21 protein-coding genes and 2 pseudogenes are annotated in these 16023 nt (G+C 47.1%); 10 read left to right on the top strand and 13 right to left on the bottom strand.

Translation table 11 applies throughout. The features are described from left to right. A partial coding sequence (locus Q0605_RS06110) for a tetratricopeptide repeat protein (protein WP_298705151.1) occupies positions 1–556 on the top strand: 556 nt, incomplete at its 5' end. Positions 557–807: 251 nt separating this feature from the next. On the opposite strand, the pseudogene Q0605_RS06115 reads toward Q0605_RS06110, so the two are convergent. Next, a pseudogene (locus Q0605_RS06115) lies at positions 808–966 on the bottom strand (flagellar basal body rod C-terminal domain-containing protein); the annotation flags it as partial. Between Q0605_RS06115 and Q0605_RS06120 the strand changes: the two are divergent. Then, positions 961–1098: a hypothetical protein gene (locus Q0605_RS06120; protein ID WP_297961293.1), complete on the top strand. Its 138-nt coding sequence runs from the start codon at positions 961–963 to the stop codon at positions 1096–1098. The pseudogene Q0605_RS06115 and the gene Q0605_RS06120 sit on opposite strands and share 6 nt — an antisense overlap. A gap of 20 nt (positions 1099–1118) precedes the next feature. Here Q0605_RS06120 and Q0605_RS06125 read toward each other — a convergent pair whose 3' ends face one another. The 5 genes and pseudogenes from Q0605_RS06125 to Q0605_RS06145 all read right to left on the bottom strand — a co-directional run bounded on the left by Q0605_RS06125 (position 1119) and on the right by Q0605_RS06145 (position 2670). Continuing rightward, a complete protein-coding gene (locus tag Q0605_RS06125) occupies positions 1119–1265 on the bottom strand; it encodes a hypothetical protein (protein ID WP_298705153.1) in 147 nt (48 codons plus the stop codon). 124 nt (positions 1266–1389) lie between these two features. Further along, on the bottom strand, positions 1390–1617 hold the full coding sequence (locus tag Q0605_RS06130) for a hypothetical protein (protein ID WP_298099584.1): 228 nt from the start codon (positions 1615–1617) through the stop codon (positions 1390–1392). A 201-nt stretch (positions 1618–1818) separates the two neighbouring features. After that, positions 1819–2064: an ankyrin repeat domain-containing protein gene (locus Q0605_RS06135; RefSeq protein WP_298705181.1), complete on the bottom strand. Its 246-nt coding sequence runs from the start codon at positions 2062–2064 to the stop codon at positions 1819–1821. Positions 2065–2145: 81 nt separating this feature from the next. Beyond that, positions 2146–2487 (bottom strand): annotated as a pseudogene (locus Q0605_RS06140) (DUF2314 domain-containing protein); the annotation flags it as partial. 12 nt (positions 2488–2499) lie between these two features. Continuing rightward, positions 2500–2670, bottom strand: coding sequence for a hypothetical protein (locus Q0605_RS06145; protein ID WP_298705155.1), 171 nt, complete (start codon positions 2668–2670; stop codon positions 2500–2502). Positions 2671–2868: 198 nt separating this feature from the next. Here Q0605_RS06145 and Q0605_RS06150 point away from each other — a divergent pair, with 198 nt between their 5' ends. Continuing rightward, the gene (locus Q0605_RS06150; RefSeq protein WP_298705157.1) at positions 2869–3927 is read left to right on the top strand and encodes a hypothetical protein; all 1059 of its coding nucleotides are present in this window, start codon (positions 2869–2871) and stop codon (positions 3925–3927) included. A 322-nt stretch (positions 3928–4249) separates the two neighbouring features. Continuing rightward, a complete protein-coding gene (locus tag Q0605_RS06155) occupies positions 4250–5011 on the top strand; it encodes a hypothetical protein (protein WP_298705159.1) in 762 nt (253 codons plus the stop codon). A 296-nt stretch (positions 5012–5307) separates the two neighbouring features. Here Q0605_RS06155 and folP read toward each other — a convergent pair whose 3' ends face one another. Genes folP through Q0605_RS06180 form a run of 5 tightly spaced genes read right to left on the bottom strand, consistent with a single transcriptional unit; the run spans position 5308 to position 9272 of the window. Next, positions 5308–6450 carry a dihydropteroate synthase gene (folP, locus tag Q0605_RS06160; protein WP_298705161.1) on the bottom strand — a complete coding sequence of 381 codons (1143 nt, stop codon included), beginning with the start codon at positions 6448–6450 and terminating at the stop codon, positions 5308–5310. Beyond that, positions 6447–7067 carry a DNA polymerase III subunit delta' gene (locus Q0605_RS06165; RefSeq protein ID WP_298705163.1) on the bottom strand — a complete coding sequence of 207 codons (621 nt, stop codon included), beginning with the start codon at positions 7065–7067 and terminating at the stop codon, positions 6447–6449. The genes folP and Q0605_RS06165 overlap by 4 nt, the downstream gene beginning before the upstream one ends. Then, entirely contained in the window at positions 7064–7597 is a 534-nt protein-coding gene (locus Q0605_RS06170) for a HobA family DNA replication regulator (protein WP_298705165.1), read from the bottom strand. Before Q0605_RS06170 ends, Q0605_RS06165 begins: the two co-directional genes overlap by 4 nt. Continuing rightward, entirely contained in the window at positions 7597–8802 is a 1206-nt protein-coding gene (locus Q0605_RS06175; RefSeq protein ID WP_297880342.1) for an aspartate kinase, read from the bottom strand. Before Q0605_RS06175 ends, Q0605_RS06170 begins: the two co-directional genes overlap by 1 nt. Beyond that, entirely contained in the window at positions 8802–9272 is a 471-nt protein-coding gene (locus Q0605_RS06180) for an RNA pyrophosphohydrolase (RefSeq protein ID WP_005873256.1), read from the bottom strand. Before Q0605_RS06180 ends, Q0605_RS06175 begins: the two co-directional genes overlap by 1 nt. Positions 9273–9408: 136 nt before the next feature. On the opposite strand from Q0605_RS06180, the gene hemW reads away from it, so the two are divergent. The 6 genes from hemW to Q0605_RS06210 are packed head-to-tail and all read left to right on the top strand — an operon-like array spanning position 9409 to position 14448. Beyond that, the gene (gene hemW / locus Q0605_RS06185; RefSeq protein WP_298705167.1) at positions 9409–10482 is read left to right on the top strand and encodes a radical SAM family heme chaperone HemW; all 1074 of its coding nucleotides are present in this window, start codon (positions 9409–9411) and stop codon (positions 10480–10482) included. 57 nt (positions 10483–10539) lie between these two features. Beyond that, positions 10540–11127, top strand: coding sequence for a Sec-independent protein translocase protein TatB (gene tatB / locus Q0605_RS06190; RefSeq protein ID WP_298705169.1), 588 nt, complete (start codon positions 10540–10542; stop codon positions 11125–11127). A 15-nt stretch (positions 11128–11142) separates the two neighbouring features. Continuing rightward, a complete protein-coding gene (gene tatC, locus Q0605_RS06195; protein WP_298705171.1) occupies positions 11143–11898 on the top strand; it encodes a twin-arginine translocase subunit TatC in 756 nt (251 codons plus the stop codon). Between the two features lies 1 nt (position 11899). After that, complete coding sequence (gene queA / locus Q0605_RS06200; RefSeq protein WP_298705173.1) at positions 11900–12919, top strand: tRNA preQ1(34) S-adenosylmethionine ribosyltransferase-isomerase QueA; 1020 nt, start codon at positions 11900–11902, stop codon at positions 12917–12919. Then, on the top strand, positions 12916–13956 hold the full coding sequence (locus Q0605_RS06205; protein WP_298705175.1) for a hypothetical protein: 1041 nt from the start codon (positions 12916–12918) through the stop codon (positions 13954–13956). The genes queA and Q0605_RS06205 overlap by 4 nt, the downstream gene beginning before the upstream one ends. 39 nt (positions 13957–13995) lie before the next feature. Continuing rightward, positions 13996–14448 carry a hypothetical protein gene (locus Q0605_RS06210; protein ID WP_297926343.1) on the top strand — a complete coding sequence of 151 codons (453 nt, stop codon included), beginning with the start codon at positions 13996–13998 and terminating at the stop codon, positions 14446–14448. A gap of 603 nt (positions 14449–15051) precedes the next feature. Here Q0605_RS06210 and Q0605_RS06215 read toward each other — a convergent pair. Both Q0605_RS06215 and Q0605_RS06220 read right to left on the bottom strand, forming a co-directional pair. Beyond that, the gene (locus tag Q0605_RS06215) at positions 15052–15390 is read right to left on the bottom strand and encodes a hypothetical protein (RefSeq protein ID WP_298705177.1); all 339 of its coding nucleotides are present in this window, start codon (positions 15388–15390) and stop codon (positions 15052–15054) included. A gap of 259 nt (positions 15391–15649) precedes the next feature. Beyond that, a complete protein-coding gene (locus Q0605_RS06220; protein ID WP_298705179.1) occupies positions 15650–15916 on the bottom strand; it encodes a hypothetical protein in 267 nt (88 codons plus the stop codon). Between the last annotated feature and the right edge of the window lie 107 nt (positions 15917–16023).

Raw genomic sequence — 16023 nt, forward strand, 5'->3', positions numbered from 1 at the left:
GATTTTGTTTGCGGCGGGCGAGGATATAAAGCTCTCAGATATAAATTTTTTTCAAAATGCCTACGATAGAAAGATTAGCCAAGGATGTTTTAACCTAGGAGTAGCTTACAATAAAGGATTAGGCATAAAACAAGATTACGAAAAAGCTAGAATTTTTTTCTCCGAAGCTTGCGAATTAGGAGATGAAACAGGCTGCTACAACTTAGGAGTTTTATACGAAAAAGGACGGGGAACCATGCAAGACTATAAAAAGGCAAGCGCACTATTCTTAAAAGCTTGTAAGATGGGAGAAAAAATGAGCTGCTATAATCTTGGGGTTTTGTATACTAACGGTCAAGGCGTGGAGCAAAACTACAAAAATGCAGCCGAGTTATTTTCAAAAACTTGTGAATTTGAAATTGCACAAGGTTGTTTTAATGTCGGAATTTTATATCACAACGGTCAAGGGATGAAACGAGACGAAAAAATAGCCAAAAAGTATTTCGGCAAGGCATGCGATTTGGGAGATAAAGGCGGTTGCGACAAATATAAAATCCTAGACGAGCAAGGATTGTGAGTTAGGACGCTAAAAGGCGATAAATCTGGGTAAATTGAGCTGCCTTGACGCCTCAAAAAACCGCGGCTCTGCAAAATTTAGCCTAAATTTACTCAAATTTAGCTTTCGCTAGTCGCAGCGTAAAGACCGCTAAATTTAGTTTAAATTTAACCCCAGCCCGCCAAAAGAAACGGCAAAAGCGGGTCAAATTTAAAAAGCCGCCTAACCCGAAATCCGCAAGGCAGTTTCAGGCGCGGCAGCGTAAATTTAGTCTAGTTTAGGCTATTTACGATCGAGAGCATATCGTCGCTCGTCGTGATCGCCTTTGAGTTGGCCTCATACGCGCGCTGAGCCGTAATGAGGTCGATCATCTCCTCGACTAGCCGGACGTTGCTCATCTCGACAAATCCCTGCCTGATTGTGCCGTGGCCGTCGAGCTCTGCCGTGCCGACTGCGACCTAGCGCAGATCCCATTCGGCGAGCTGGTGCAGGGCGAGGGGGTCATATACGTGCAGATCTGCGAGAAATGCGAGGTTTTGGGCGGCTGCTTTCAGTGCACGTGAGGGTAAAATCAAAATTTTAGCTAAAGCGCGTCAAATTGCATTTTAAAGATGGATAGAATTATAATGCTGTCCTTTTTGATCTGAAAAGGTACCACATAGCTTTTAAAGATCATCTCTCTGACGTCGTTTCTGTTTTGTTTTAAATTTTTTCTAAAGCGATACGGCATAAAGGGGATTTTCTCGATTTCGTTTTGAGCTCGCGCATAAAATCATCAGCCCGAGCTTCGCTGTGCAAAGCTATAAAATTGGCGATATTTTCGAGTTCGCTTACGAAATTTTCAGAGTATAAAATTACCACGCGAGCCCTTTTTCGGCTAACCTTTCTTTTATCTCATCATCGTTATAAAGCTTCAATTCGCCTTTGTCCGATCGATCTATTATCTCGTCGAGCTTTTTTTGATCGGATTCGCTTAGCATAGGTTCGTCGCAAACTATAGTCGCCGTTGGATCAAGTAGCAGCAAAGCCTTTATAGCTTTTATGGTATTATCGTTTTGTGTTTTTATATTGATCGTCGCCATCTTAGCTCCTTTGCGTTTTATTTTACTAAAAAATTTTAAAATGCAGCTTTCGTAAAATTTTAAAATAGCTTCATGCTGCCTAAATTTGATTAAAAGGAATTTACGGGTTATTGGCTTGGGTAAAAAAGGGGGCACAGGGCGCAGGCTAAATTTTAATTTACAGCCAAATTTAGCCCGCCCGCATAGGCTGTAAAACGCTATCTACTCGCTAAGCGCCTCCGCGACGTGATCCCAGCCGAGTGCTCTAGCATAATCGAGTGCGGTTTTGCCGTGGATATTTTTAGCGTTTTTATCCGCACCCTTAGCAAGCAAAAGCTCGAGCCTCGTGCGGTTGCCCGCGATCGCCTCGTGGTGCAGCATCGTGTAGCCCTCATCGTCCGTGCGCGTGATCTCGTCCGGATACCCGCGCAAAAACTCCTCGAAATTTTTCTTCGTATTGACGCTCATCGGGTGCTCGGTTAAATTTTGCGGATGCTCCTGCTGTTCGTACGCCACCAGCACGACGTCAGGATCGCCGAAATTTAACCCCCACGCCTCGTCGTGCTCGGCGCGCTCGCTCTGGCTCATAGCTTTGCGCATCGCCTGCACGCTAAAGCCGCCGTAGGTCTTGCCCTCTATCGCAAACATCCAGTCGCTGATCTGCTCTAGCGGCACCGCGACTTCGTCGCCGTTTTTGACGTTGCTTAGCACGTTCGGGTCGTTTACGAGCACGCCGCAAACGCGCTCGCCGTCAAAATACACGTCGTTTACCCACATATGCTCGACCTCGGTGCTGCCGTTTAGCTCCTGCGAAAAGGCGATCTTGACGCAGGCAAAGCTAAGCGCGGGGGCGATGCGGAGGCGCTCCCAGTACAGCTCGCGCCAGAAGTAGCGAAAGCTCTTTCACGCCTGTTCGAATGCCTTTAGCATCGCTTCATCTTCACCGTCCGCGTAAAACACGGGCTCGCTCTCTTTTGCGTCTTTTGCCGCGGCGTTTCCGCCTTGCTCGCCCTTGCTATCGCCATTTTTTGAGTCCGCGTCATCGCCGCCGAATAGTTTTTTAAATAGTCCCATTTGCTCTCCTTAAATTTAGTTGAGATTCGTATTGTATTTTAAATTTACTTTCATTTGCCTGATTAAAATGGCAGGCAAAATTTCACCGCGCGGACCGTATATCGGAGCACAGAAGAGCAGGGCGGTCTTACGGCTTGCGTTCCGCGCCCGCGCTAAAATTGGCTATAATTGCGTTTAAATTTAATTAAAGGAGAGATTATGGGGCTATTCGGTTTGAGCAAAAAGGCTGAAAAGGCGCAGGAGCCGAGCACGTTCGCGGGCAGAGTGGATAAATTTTGGGCGGAATTTAGCGGCGCGATAGACGAGATCAAGGCCGATCTGGCGGCGGAAGGGTTTGAAAAGGCAATGCAAAAGACCGATGAGAAACTTCGTATCTGCCTTGCCGAGCCATATTTTATGACGGGGCTCGTGGACGATAAGCTTGATTTGGTGCTGACTCCCGAGGGTATGAGACATCGCTTATTTTGGCTAAGCTTCATCAAAAACGCTATGCCAAAGCAGCTTGAGGACAGAATGCTCTGCACGCTCGGAAAGCCGCGCGCGCCGCGAGGTATCGGCGGGATCGAGATGTACGATACGCGCGTAAACGCCGAGGAGTCGATGATCTACGCGCAGTTTAACGAAAGCGACGTGGATATTAAAATTTACAACAAAAACCTAGCGGCTCTGCTCGCGCAGGATGAAGGCAAGGCGGGCAATCTAAGCTTCATCCTGCTTGATAATATCATCGGCGAGACGACGGTCATTAACACTTTGGGCATGCTTGAAGTGCTTGATAAGCCGCAGGAAAACGGCGTGCCGCTAAGCGAATTCGCCGATCTGATCGATGAGAAATTCGGCGAAAAAGCCGCGCGCGAACCGCTAAAGAATTTTTTCAGCTACAAGATGGAGCCGCGCGGCAGCGAGGTGCGCGAGGACGTGATCGTGGGCACAACCTGCCTGCGAAATCTCATAGGCGAGTACCTAGGCGGCAAGCGCGACATCTATAACGAAGCCTTTGAGCTTGGCATCAAATTTTGCTTTCTTAGCATCGATAACGGCGGCGACGTGCAGGCAGGCTTTGATCTGCGAAACAAAATCGAGGACGAGGAGCTGGAAGGCTGCGGCTCGTTTCTGGAGATAATCGGCGGCGCAACCGGGCAGAAGCGCGTATACATCGATCTCATCTGCTATGACGAGGAAAGGCTAAAAGACAAGGTAAGCGAACTTTGCAAAAAATATGGCGCAAATATCGAAATCCACGACTTTAAGCGGTAGCGGCCTCTGTTTTTGCGGCAGATAAATTTAAAATTTTGCGCCATCGCAGAAAATAAATTTTAAAACTCTACGCCGCCGCGTAAAATAAATTTAAAATTTGCCGCACCGCACGCTTTTCGTTCGGTTTTACCATTTTGCCGGCACGCGGTAAAATTGAGCAAGCCGTGGGCTTACGATATAAATTTTGGCGATTTAGCAGTAAATTTTAGTAAAATTTGCGAGGTTCGCAGCGCAAATTTGCAGCGATAAAATTTTGCGTTGGCTTCGGTGCAAAGCGCGCCGATTAGGAAGCTTTTGAAAGATAAAATTTTAGGGAACGAACATGAAAATTATCTCGAAATTTAAAGATAATTACGATTTTATGGTGTCAAAATACGGGCTTGACGAGACTTTGGTCTATGACCGCAGAAACTCTACTCCAGTCAGTGCGGACGAGCTATGGAGGCTTGACGAGGGCGATAAAAAGGTCTTTGAAAGGAAGCTTAGCGGGTACCGCTTTATCGGCGGTAAATTTATAAACTGGAGCAAAACTGACGTAAATAAACTGCCGCGCCTGCTTCACTCCGTGATTTTCATCGGTAAAAATTTAGTCCATATTTTCGCCTCTCAGGGTAAAATTTACACAAGCCTAGAGTTTGACGAGACGGAGCTAAGAAGGCAGTATCAGAATGACAGAACTTTGAGCTTTAGCGATGGATTTCGCGCCCATATCGTCTCGTGGCTCAGCAAGGTCGGCGAGCAGGCTACGCGCGAAGAAATTCTACAGCTCGTGGCGCTAGAGGGCGACCGCAAAACGACACTAAAAAATATTGTTCGCGACGATAAAATTATAAGCAAAGATGAAATTTTGAGCGCCCCAATCGTATTTTTTAAGCTCACACAGAACATTCACACCGCAGCGATAAATCCACAGCTTAACGCGATGGGGTTTTATCTGAACGCCGATTTCGTCTGGCAAAGCTTAGTCGAGTTTTTATCCGCCAAAAAGGACGCCTCCGCTCCGGCAGGCACGATACCAAATGATATAAAAATCGTTAGCAAGGGCTTTGACGTAAAGCGCTCGTTCCGCCCAAAAATGAAATAACTCGGCTCGCGCAGCAAATAATCCGTGCAATCATCGCTAGAATTTATCCCTCTTTACTTCGCTACTTGACGGATCGCATAAATAGAGCGAAATTTTATAAATTTTTATAAGTTTCGACGAGCAAGCGCACGAAAGCTTAGGCGCAAAATAAAACGCGGATAAAATTCCGCAAAAGCTCTTTTGCAAAATTTTAAAAGAATTAAAATATTTCCTTGAGGAATTTTAAAATTCCGCATAAGGCGGATTTGTAAAAATTTAGTGAAAAATATGAAATTTCACGAAAATTCCACAAAATTTTAAAATTTTACCGCGGCGGCGTCCATCGCGCACATTAGATTTAGCATTTGAGCGTGCTCGAAAACGTCGTGCGTGCGGATGATCGAAGCGCCGTTTAAAGCGGCGATCTGATGCAGATACAGCGAGCCTGCGAGCCTGTCCGCGACCGCAGAGGGGCTGTAAAAATCTATAACGCTCTTTCTGCTCGCGCCCACGAGCAACGGGCAGCCGAAGTGCAAGAAATGCTGCAAATTTTTAATCAGCACCAAATTTTGCTCGGCGGTCTTGCCAAAGCCGATGCCCACGTCAAGGATGATCTTTTTAAGTCCCACGCTTTGCAGCTGCTGCAGATTTTGCGCAAAAAATTCATCGATCTCGCCCATCAGATCGTCATATTTAGGCGCAAGCTGCATATTTTGCGGATTTCCCTGCATGTGCATCAGCACGTAAGCGGCGTCGTAGCGAAGCGCAAGCGGAGCAAGAGCGAGGTTCGCGCTGATGTCGTTGATAATGCTAAAGCCCCGATCTAGCGCAAATTCCAAACAATACTCATCGAAGCTATCGAGGCTAAATTTAGCCTTTTCATGCAGACGCAGGCGATAAATTTCGCTCAGCACGTCCTTTATGCGCGCAAACTCCTCATCTCTACCGCAGTACTGGCTACCCGGGCGCGAGCTCACGCCGCCGATATCGATAATAGCGGCGCCCTGCTCGATCATCTTTTCGATCTTGCAGATCGCCTCTTTTAAGCTTGCCGCGCGGCTTGCGGGATTGAAGCTGTCGGAGTTGATATTGACGACACCCATTATTTCACAGCTTTGCGGCTTAGCAAATTTCTTGCCTAGAAATTTCGCGAGCTCTTTTAGCCCAAAATCCTGCAGAGCTTCCTTTTGCGCCAGAACCTCGATCTGGCGGTCGTTTGCGATCAAAACCGCGTCCGTATCGTCCCGTCCTAGGATCACCCCTTCGTTACATGCAAGCTCGGCGCCGATACTAAGGGCGTCTTGTTTTAAAATATTCGCTGCGGGCGCTCGCAGGTCTTTTAGATAGAAAAAGTTTAGGCGCGATTTTTTCTGCATTATCGCCCGTCCCGCATTTCGCACGCCGATACGCTCACAAATCAGCGCAAAGTCGGCTTCGTTTGAAATTTTATAAATTTTCATCTTTTCTCCTCTATCATCAAAAGTAGCGGAGTAAGCACGGCGTGGGCTTTGGCGTTGTGCTCGGCAAGGTAACTCAAGCGGTCAATCCGCTGCAGCTCATCGCCGCTTAACCTGACGCCCGCTTCGAAGCACTCTAGCGCGATCTCGCCGATGAGCGCTTTTAGCGCCGTTTTATCCAGCTCGCCCTTGCGCTCCAGCGCGATCTGCGCGTCGATAAACTCCACCGCTTCCTTTAGGCTGAGTTTGGCTAAATTTAACCCGGTACGGTATCTGGACTTTCGCACGCAGAGATTTTGCACCACGAGGCGCGAGCGGATGGTAGGCAGCAGGGCGTTGATGAAGGGGGTGATCAGGAAAAACACCGTATTTTTAGGCGGCTCTTCTAAAATTTTAAGCAGAGCGTTTTGTGCCTCTTCGCCGAATTTCGTAGCGGCGATGACGATGATCTTATCCTCGCGCTCGGCGACGTAGGCTTCGTCTATGATCTTTCGCGCCTCGTCGATCTTAAGTTCAGTGCTTTCGAAAAACCTTAAATTTTTGGGCGGAATTTCGGCTAAAATTTTATCTTTAAAGCCCTCATAATCGCCCGTCAAAACGATCTGATTTATGATTTTCAAAGCACCACTTCGTCAAAAAGCACGGCGTCGATGCTTTTGTCTAAAATTTTAAAAAGCTGGATCAGTTTGAGATCCAAGCTCGGATCGCTCTCGCTCATATAGAAGCTGTTTTGCAGCCTCTCGTCGATGAGCCACAGATAGCTATCTTCGTGGCTTTTGGCGATTTTGGCTAGCGGATGGTTGCCGTTGCCGATGTAAAAATATATAAAGCCGTTGGCAAACGCGAGGCTTAGCATATCGTTTAGCAGCAGCGCGTCCTCGAGGCTATTTACGCCGCCACGGTAGAGCGAGCGCAGCGAAAAAAACGGCAGCAGCGGGCGGGAGTTGGTAGAGGAGTTGATCTTTTTGATGATGTATTCGCTAAACCAGCTTCGCTCATCGTCGCAGATGACGATGAAAGCAAAGCCGTCGTGGAGGAATTTTAGCTTTGATGCTAAAAGCGGCGTCCAGTCCTCCTTGCGATTCTCGAGCCACTCAAGTCCGGGCTCGGAGCGCATCGCCGTGACGCTCCAAGTGTGCAGATCCTGCATTATTTATCCAAATCGTAGGCTTTATGCAGCGCGCGCACGGCGAGCTCGCCGTATTTGGCCTCTACGATCATCGAAATTTTAATCTCGCTCGTGGAGATCATCTGGATATTTATCCCTTCGTCCGCAAGCGTCTTAAACGCCTTGCTGGCTATACCGCTATGGCTTTTCATACCTACGCCTACCAAAGAAACCTTTACGATATCGGCATCCGATTCGATGATGGAATTCGGATTTGGATTTACCTCTTTCATTACCCTATAGGCCGTTTCCAGCTCGTTTTGCGGCACGGTAAAGCCCAAATTCGTCTCGCCGTTTCGTCCGATATTTTGCACGATCATATCGACGTTGATCTCCTTGCTTGCAAGCGCGGAGAAAATTTCAGCCGCGACGCCAGGGCGATCCTCTACGTTTCTAATCGTGATTCTTGCTTGATTTTTATCCAGTGCAATGCCGCTAATTACCGCATCTTCCATCTTTTCTTCTCCTGTTATGAGTGTTCCTTCATGATCGTTAAAACTGCTTCGCGTCACCAAATTTACGTTTAATTTCTTTGCAAGCTCAACGCTTCGATTTTGCAAAACCTTCGCCCCCAAGCTCGCAAGCTCAAGCATCTCGTCGTAGCTGATGCGATCAAGCTTTTTAGCTTTCGGCTCGATGCGCGGATCGGTCGTATATACGCCGTCTACATCGGTGTAAATTTCGCACAGATCGGCATTCAGCGCTCCTGCGACGGCGACTGCGCTAAGATCGCTTCCGCCTCGCCCGAGCGTAGTTACTTCGCCTGCGGTGCTGATGCCCTGAAAACCCGCGACGACGACGATTTTGCCCTGTTTTAGCGCCTCTTGCATACTTTTTGGATCGATAGAGACGATGCGAGCTTTGGTGTGAAAATTATCCGTCACGATGCCCGCACCACGCCCGCTAAATGCGATCGCAGCATAGCCCTTGGCATTTAGCGCGATAGCTAAAAGTGCGCTCGTAACGCGCTCGCCCGAGCTTAACAGCACATCCATCTCTCTGCCTACGGGAGTTTTAGTAAAAAATTCCGCTTGCTCGATGAGCTGATTGGTAACGCCGCTCATCGCAGATACGATTACCGCGACATCGTGTCCTTCGTTTTTAGTCTTTATCACGCGCTGCGCAACCGCCTCGATCCGCTCTAGCGTACCGACGCTCGTACCGCCGTATTTTTGAACGATCAGCATTAAATGTAGCCCTCCTCCTTAAAATATTTTAAAACCGTCGCGTAAATCGGCTTTTTGAAGTGATTTACGTGCCTTAAAACCTCATTCGCGCCTACGAATTTAAATGCGTCGAACTCCGGAAGTTTGGTATTGATGTTTATATCGGCTAAGCTTCGCAATCTCACCAAAAAATACCTTTGAATTTGCCCGTCGTATGGGCGCATCTTTTGAGCTACCCCATCGGGAAAGTCGTAGCTAAGCCACTTCGGGCACTCAGCGATGATATCGACTTTGCTTGTTCCGATCTCCTCACCTAGCTCTCTGCGGATCGCCATCTTAGGCGTCTCACCATCGTCGATACCACCTTGAGGAAACTGCCAAGCGCCTTTGATGTCGCTTCGTTGCGCGATTAAAATTTCGCAATTAAACGGATACGAGGGCGAAAGTACGATTGCAGCGACATTCGGTCTGTAATTTTTCTCTTTTTCCATCTCGTTTTCTCACAAAAAATTTCTCAAAATTCTACCTAAAAATATTAAAATTTGCGTTAAGAGGCTTAAAATTTATATAAATTTTCAAATTAATTCGCTAAATTTTGCGACGTAAATTTAGCCTATAGGACCGCCCTTGCACATCTACATCCACGTGCCGTTTTGCACCTCAAAATGCCCGTATTGCGCTTTTGGCTCCTTCAGCGACAAATTTAGCCTCGTGCGCAAGTATTTTTCGGCACTGCGGCTTGAAGTGCGCGACTTTTTGGCGAAAAATCCGCATGCGCAAATTTCGACGCTTTTTATCGGCGGAGGCACGCCAAGTGCCGTAGATGCAGGGCTTTATAATGGAATTTTTGCGCTGCTTGCGCCGCATTTTACCGCCAAAGCCGAAATCAGCTCGGAAGCTAATCCAAACTCCGCTAGCCCCGCCTGGCTTAGGACGATGCAGGGGCTCGGCGTAAATCGCATCAGCTTCGGCGCGCAAAGCTTCAACGACGCCAAGCTAAAATTCCTTGGTCGCGCGCACAGTGCGGCGCAGATTTTTCTGGCGGTGCAAAATGCCAAAGCAGCGGGCTTTGATAATATAAATTTAGATCTAATCTATGCGAGCAAATTTGACGATAAAAGGAATTTAAAATTTGAAATGGCTGAGCTTGCGCGCTGTGAAGTGCCGCATCTAAGCGCCTATGCGCTAAGCCTTGAGGAAAACACGCCCTTTTTTGGGCGCGAAAGCTTCAAAAGGGAAAGCGCGGCTCTAGCTAAATTTCTCTTTGCCCTTGCGGCGGATAGCGGCTTTAGTCAGTATGAAATTTCAAATTTTGCCGCGCGCGGACTGCGCTGTAAGCACAATCTCGCCTACTGGCGCGGCGAGAATTACGCCGGGTTTGGAGCGTTTGCCGTGGGCACAAGCGGGCAGGTGCGCCTTAGCTCGCCTAAAAATTTGCGAGATTACATCGCAGATCCGCTGCAAAAACAGCGCGAAACTCTAAGCGCGCAGGATAAAAAGCTCGAGCGCATATTTCTTGGGCTGCGCTGTATTTTGGGCGTGGACGCGCAAATTTTAAACGCCGCGGAGCTAAGTAACGCGCAGCTGCTCGTGCGGGCAAAAAAGCTGAAATTCGGCGAGGGTAAATTTTATAATCCTAACTTTTTGCTCGCCGACGAGATTGCGCTTTTTATTACGCAAGAAAGCCGCCGCGGGCGCTAAATTTAAGATTAATGAAATTTTAGTTACAATACGCCACTTTTTACGTTAGGAAATTTTATGTTTGGTATCAGTATGCCTGAAATTACGGTCATTTTAATCATCGCGATAATCGTGCTGGGGCCCGAGAAACTCCCAAAAGTTCTGGTCGAGCTCGCGAAATACTTCAAAGTCATCAAAAAAACCATCAACGACGCAAAATCGAGCTTCGATCAGGAGCTTCGCATCGCCGAGCTCAAAGAGGACGCCAAAAAATATAAAGAGAGTATTACGCAAGCAAGCGAAGGCGTGCGCAAAAAGCTCACGTTTGAGGAGCTCGACGAGATAAAAGGCGGCATAGACTCGGTCAAAGAGACGCTAAATGCGGGGTTAAAAAATATAGAAGGCTCCGTAAAAGACACGCTAAATTCCGCGGAAGTCTCGGCGCAAAAACAAAGCGAGACGGCAAATTTAAAAGCAAATTCGAGCGGCGAAAATAAAGGCGAAAATTCCATACCGAGCGCGGGTAGCGCAGGAAATTCCGCACAAAATACGAATGCAAGCGGTGAAGCGAAAAGCGCTGCGCAAAATATGAATGCAAATTTAAACGGCGATGCGCAAAATTCTATGCAAAATTCCGCGCAAAATAACGACACGCAAAAATCATAATGAGAGAGAAATTTAATGTTTGAAGAGCTAAAACCCCATCTAGCCGAGCTTCGCAAGCGCCTAGTTATCTCCGTGCTTTCCGTCATCGTCCTTTTCATCGCGTGCTTCGGCTTTTGGGAAGATATTTTAGGCTTTATGACCCGTCCGCTGGTGCGCGTGCTTCCTAAAGGCAGTGAGATCATCTTTACCCAGCTCGGCGAAACGTTTTTTACCGCGATGAAGGTATCGTTTTTCACCTCGCTGCTTCTAGCGATGCCGATAATTTTCTGGCAGGCGTGGCTTTTCGTAGCGCCTGGGCTTTACGATAACGAGAAAAAATACGTCATCCCCTTCGTTAGCGGAGCGAGCGTTATGTTCTTTTTAGGCGCAGCGTTTTGCTATTTTTTCGTAATCCCCGTCGCATTTAATTTCTTGGTAAATTTTGGCGCCAAGCAATTTACTGCGATGCCTACAATCGGCGAATATGTAGGCTTTTTCGCTAAGCTCGTAGTCGCATTCGGCATCAGCTTCGAGCTTCCGGTGGTGACCTTTTTCCTCGCTAAAATCGGGCTTGTGACGAACAAAAGCCTGAGCGATTTTTTCCGCTACGCAATCGTCATTATTTTCATCTTTGCAGCGGTCATGACGCCGCCGGACGTGCTTAGTCAGTTTATGCTCGCAACTCCGCTAATTGCGCTTTATCTGCTTTCGATCTTCATCGCCAAAATGATAAATCCGTATAAGCCTGAGGATGACGAAAGCGAAAATTCCACGGACGTAGCGCAGGCGTAAGATGGCGGATCTAAATTTAGTTGGCAGCTACGATTACGAGCTTCCTAGCGAGCTCATCGCAAGCGCGCCCGCGATGCCCAAACAAAGCGCGCGCCTGCTGATCTATGACCGCGCTAAAGAGCAGATCACTCACGCGCACTTCGGCGATTTGGCGGATGCCCTGCCGCCCTGCGATATTATTTTTAACGACACGCGGGTGATTAAGGCGCGCCTTTTCGGTCACAAAAACAGCGGCGGCAAGATCGAGCTTCTGCTAAACTCGCCGCTTGAGAGCAATAAATTTAGCGCCTATATTCGCGGCAGCGTCAAAGCTGGCAGCGAGCTTAGCTTTGAGGCGGGTCTTGAAGCGCGCGTTTGCGAGCTGATGGAAGGCGGGCTTCGCATCGTGCAGTTTGAGCGCAGCGGCAAAGCTTTAAACACCCATGATGTTTTTGAAATTTGTGAACGTATCGGCCACGTGCCGCTGCCGCCGTATATCAAGCGCACCGATACGAAGGAGGATGCGAGCTGGTACCAAAGCATCTTCGCGCGCGAGCAAGGCGCCGTCGCCGCACCCACCGCGAGCTTGCACTTTGATAGCGAGATGATTGCGGATTTGCGCCGAAATCACGATATCCACTTCATCACGCTGCACGTGGGCGCGGGCACCTTCAAGCCCGTGGAATGCGAGGATCTGCGCGAGCACAAGATGCACGGCGAGCTCTACTCTATCCCGCCGCAGACCGCGCAAATTTTAAAAAGCGAGCGAAAAATTTTAGGCGTGGGCACGACCGTTACGCGAACGATCGAAAATTTTGCACGTAACGGGCAAAATAGCGGAATCTGCGAGCTGTTTTTGCACCCGGGCAATCCGCCGATAAGACAGAATTTTTTGCTTACGAACTTTCACCTGCCCAAATCCACGCTGATAATGCTCGTAGCGAGCTTCATCGGGCTTGAGCGCACGCTTGAGCTCTACCGTATCGCAGTGGAGCAAAGATACCGCTTCTACTCCTATGGCGATGGGATGCTTGTGCTATGAAAGCCGTGGTTTTAGGCGCGCTAGCAATATTGGCTGCGACGGCAGGCTTTGCGGCAAGAAAATTTTTTGCTAAAAAGCCCGCCGTAAGCGGCAAAATTTTCTCCGCTGCGCCTAAAGCCAAAGAAAGCGATTCCGTCGTGCCCAGACGTGAGGATATCGCGCAGATCGATATTTTAAAAATTTTAAAATTTCAAAGCGAAATTTTATTTGAGGAGTGCACGAAATACGACAGCACGCTCTATCTTAGCTTCCCACCGCAGCTACCGCGTATCTACGGCGGCGAGGTGCTAAATCTCACTAGCGCGGTCTTTGACGCGTGCGAGTTTTTCCTGCAAAATATCGCTGAACCAATCCGCGTAAGCGTGGAATTTAGCAGTAAGGAACTTAGAGCAAATATGAGCTCTATCAAGCTCGACGTGCGAGTAGGTATCGATCGCGAGCTAAAGGATCCGCGCACCTATGCGCTTAAAAGTACACTAGAAAGCGCTGCTAGCACGACGGATGATGAGTATCTTACTTCGGCGCAGACCCATTTGCGTGCACTCGGTTCGCATCCGAGTATTGGAGCTGACGGGCGCGGAACCTTTATTAAAATGGATGCTGTGCTTAGCTGCTTCGCGCAGCAGAGCTTTAGCGCCAAAAAATACGACTACAACGTCATCATCACGCACAAAAACCGCGCGATCTTCGAGGAGCTGCGAGATTTTTTGAGCGGGCTTGGTTGCGACGTGATGCCAAACTCCAACTGGGAGAGCGCGAAGAGACACCTAAACGACTTCATCTACGTAGCCGACGTCGTCATCCTCGACGCTGAGATCCTGCGCGCAAATATAAGCGAAATAAACTACCTCAACGCACTGGAAAAAGACGGGGTATTTTTCATATTTTTACTTAAAAACAAACACTCGCTCAAGGTGCTGGAGGGGCTAAGCTTTAAATTTTTCAAGCTCGAGATGCCATATTTCTATGACGAGTTTTACGCCACGCTTGATCTCATCGAAAAGATCAAAAACGATGAGAATTTCTTGGGGCTGTAGCGAACAGGCAGCGATAAATTTAAAACCGAAGAGATTGAAGTGCTATATTTTGACTTAGATTGGATCAGGGGCAATATAAAAGATAGCGAATATGCTTTAAGAGAGCGGCGGTACGAGGCGTATTTAGCAGGGCTGCATAAAAATATGCATACGCTAGAAAGAATTTTTGCGGGCATAAACTTCAACGATGCGCTATTGCTACCCAAAAAGCAAATTAATGAAAAGTTGCATTTGAAATTTTACATCGGAGATTTGCAAAATGGATATTATGAACTAAAATGCGCTATGAGCTCGGATCAAAGATGCGACGCGGCGCCCGGCGAAATAATAACGAGCGAGATATTTTACGAAAATGGCAATTACCGCTTCTCTTTCATCCTCGCTTGCTTGAAGGAATACGCCGTTAATTTCTCCAGTATAGATAGCCTTAAATTTAACGCGATTTCGCAGAAAAAATATAGTCGCGAGTTTAAGAAATTGAAACTTTCATAGTAAATCCAAACCTCAGTTTTTTACATATAAAATTTCATCCGCTAAAGATTGCCGCCTCGGCATTTATCTCATTTACAATCCAAAATTAAAAATGTTAGCCAGCATGGTTTTTGGGAGGTATGGATTTTGATTTAGGCATGAGCTTTTTGGCAAACGATGCGAGCTTCGGAGGTATAAGAATTTTAGTTTTTCGCGACGTAGAATGTGCTGCGTGACTCTAGGTCAAAGAGTAGCAATGTGAGATAAAATTTTGCTCGCTCGAGTGCTGAGGCATTATGCTTTTAGAAAAGGCACAAAGTAACGTAAATTTCGCTGTGTCTTGTAGCTGAAATCCATTAAATTTAAGTCAGAATCATTCGGCGGCAGTGTTATTCGCCAAACCCTCTAAGGCAAAATCTCTAAATTTAAGTTCTGGACATCATATGCAAGCAGATTTCCTTCTGCCTTTAAAGCATTCAAATCATATTAAAATTTAAACTTCCAGGCGAATCTAAAGAATTTTGGAAATCACTACGTTGCATTTAAAGGCGCGCCCGATAAGAGATAAACAAACCAGCAAATTTTAAAAATTTAGCCAGGCAAACTTTGTTCGCGATTTAAATTTTATCTTCTGCCCTCTTTTTTAGCCCTGATCGCCTCATAAAGCTCGTCGATCGAGGTCGCGGACGAGCCCGAATATTTCTGCGCCGCTTGCATGGTCTTTTTGCCCCATTTACCGTCGATTGCCACGCCGTAGCCACCGAACATCAGACTGCGTTGGATATAATAGACTTTATCTTGCTGCGTCATATTTTGTTGCTTCTGCACTTCGCGCTCAGCATCTTTTGCCTGCTCACTTTTATAAACAGCATCAGCCGTAAAGTATGCTAGCACTAAAGCTCCAGCGATCGGAACGACAAGGGTAACAAATCTATTATTTACGTTAGAAGTTAGGTCTTCCAAAAAATGCCTTTGCAGCGCAAAACACTATAAAAGCAGGAAGGGAAGTGATAACGGCATTAAAGCCACCACCTATCACGTATACGAGCATACAGACTAAAATAATAGCTACAAGCCCCTCACCCAAACCGCTACCGGCAAGAAAGCCTAGGAAAAAATTCATAATTTATCTTTTAAAAATTTAAGTAGTGCAATTCTCCAAATTTAAATTTAATCGGAGAATTACAAAATTTATCCCCGCCAATAGACGATGGAACATAGGCTACTTAACGTGCTTCATGATCCTATGAAATTGCGGACTATGATCTCGCGCCATAAAAATAGATCCAATGATACCTAACACGCCGATACCCAAGACGATATAAAATAGAGTACCGCTATCCTTAGTAAAAGCCCCTCCAAAGAACAGCCAAAGTATAGAAATAAGAAGCGTCTTTAACCAGGGTCTGCTATAAGAGATCTCCGCCTGACATCCGCTACATACGACCGCACCGTATTTGATGTCGTCCTTACCGCAAAAAGGGCACATTAAATGATCCGGATGTTCATTCTCTGCCATAATTTCTCCTTTGAAAAAATATGGGTGAAATTATATATATATATATATATATAAGAGCGAGATTAAAATATAAAAAA

It is taken from the genome of uncultured Campylobacter sp., assembly GCF_938017705.1.
Classification (GTDB): Bacteria; Campylobacterota; Campylobacteria; order Campylobacterales; family Campylobacteraceae; genus Campylobacter_B.

What these genes read in the sequence shown, in the direction of transcription:
- queA (WP_298705173.1), top strand. Translation starts at nt 11,900, where the DNA reads ATGGCGGATCTAAATTTAGTTGGCAGCTACGATTACGAGCTTCCTAGC.
- folP (WP_298705161.1), bottom strand. Translation starts at nt 6,450, where the DNA reads ATGAAAATTTATAAAATTTCAAACGAAGCCGACTTTGCGCTGATTTGT.
- Q0605_RS06135 (WP_298705181.1), bottom strand. Translation starts at nt 2,064, where the DNA reads ATGAGCGTCAATACGAAGAAAAATTTCGAGGAGTTTTTGCGCGGGTAT.
- Q0605_RS06175 (WP_297880342.1), bottom strand. Translation starts at nt 8,802, where the DNA reads ATGCTGATCGTTCAAAAATACGGCGGTACGAGCGTCGGTACGCTAGAG.
- Q0605_RS06220 (WP_298705179.1), bottom strand. Translation starts at nt 15,916, where the DNA reads ATGTGCCCTTTTTGCGGTAAGGACGACATCAAATACGGTGCGGTCGTA.
- Q0605_RS06170 (WP_298705165.1), bottom strand. Translation starts at nt 7,597, where the DNA reads ATGCAGGATCTGCACACTTGGAGCGTCACGGCGATGCGCTCCGAGCCC.
- tatC (WP_298705171.1), top strand. Translation starts at nt 11,143, where the DNA reads ATGTTTGAAGAGCTAAAACCCCATCTAGCCGAGCTTCGCAAGCGCCTA.
- Q0605_RS06125 (WP_298705153.1), bottom strand. Translation starts at nt 1,265, where the DNA reads ATGCCGTATCGCTTTAGAAAAAATTTAAAACAAAACAGAAACGACGTC.
- Q0605_RS06130 (WP_298099584.1), bottom strand. Translation starts at nt 1,617, where the DNA reads ATGGCGACGATCAATATAAAAACACAAAACGATAATACCATAAAAGCT.
- Q0605_RS06205 (WP_298705175.1), top strand. Translation starts at nt 12,916, where the DNA reads ATGAAAGCCGTGGTTTTAGGCGCGCTAGCAATATTGGCTGCGACGGCA.
- Q0605_RS06150 (WP_298705157.1), top strand. Translation starts at nt 2,869, where the DNA reads ATGGGGCTATTCGGTTTGAGCAAAAAGGCTGAAAAGGCGCAGGAGCCG.
- Q0605_RS06155 (WP_298705159.1), top strand. Translation starts at nt 4,250, where the DNA reads ATGAAAATTATCTCGAAATTTAAAGATAATTACGATTTTATGGTGTCA.
- Q0605_RS06145 (WP_298705155.1), bottom strand. Translation starts at nt 2,670, where the DNA reads ATGGGACTATTTAAAAAACTATTCGGCGGCGATGACGCGGACTCAAAA.
- tatB (WP_298705169.1), top strand. Translation starts at nt 10,540, where the DNA reads ATGTTTGGTATCAGTATGCCTGAAATTACGGTCATTTTAATCATCGCG.
- Q0605_RS06180 (WP_005873256.1), bottom strand. Translation starts at nt 9,272, where the DNA reads ATGGAAAAAGAGAAAAATTACAGACCGAATGTCGCTGCAATCGTACTT.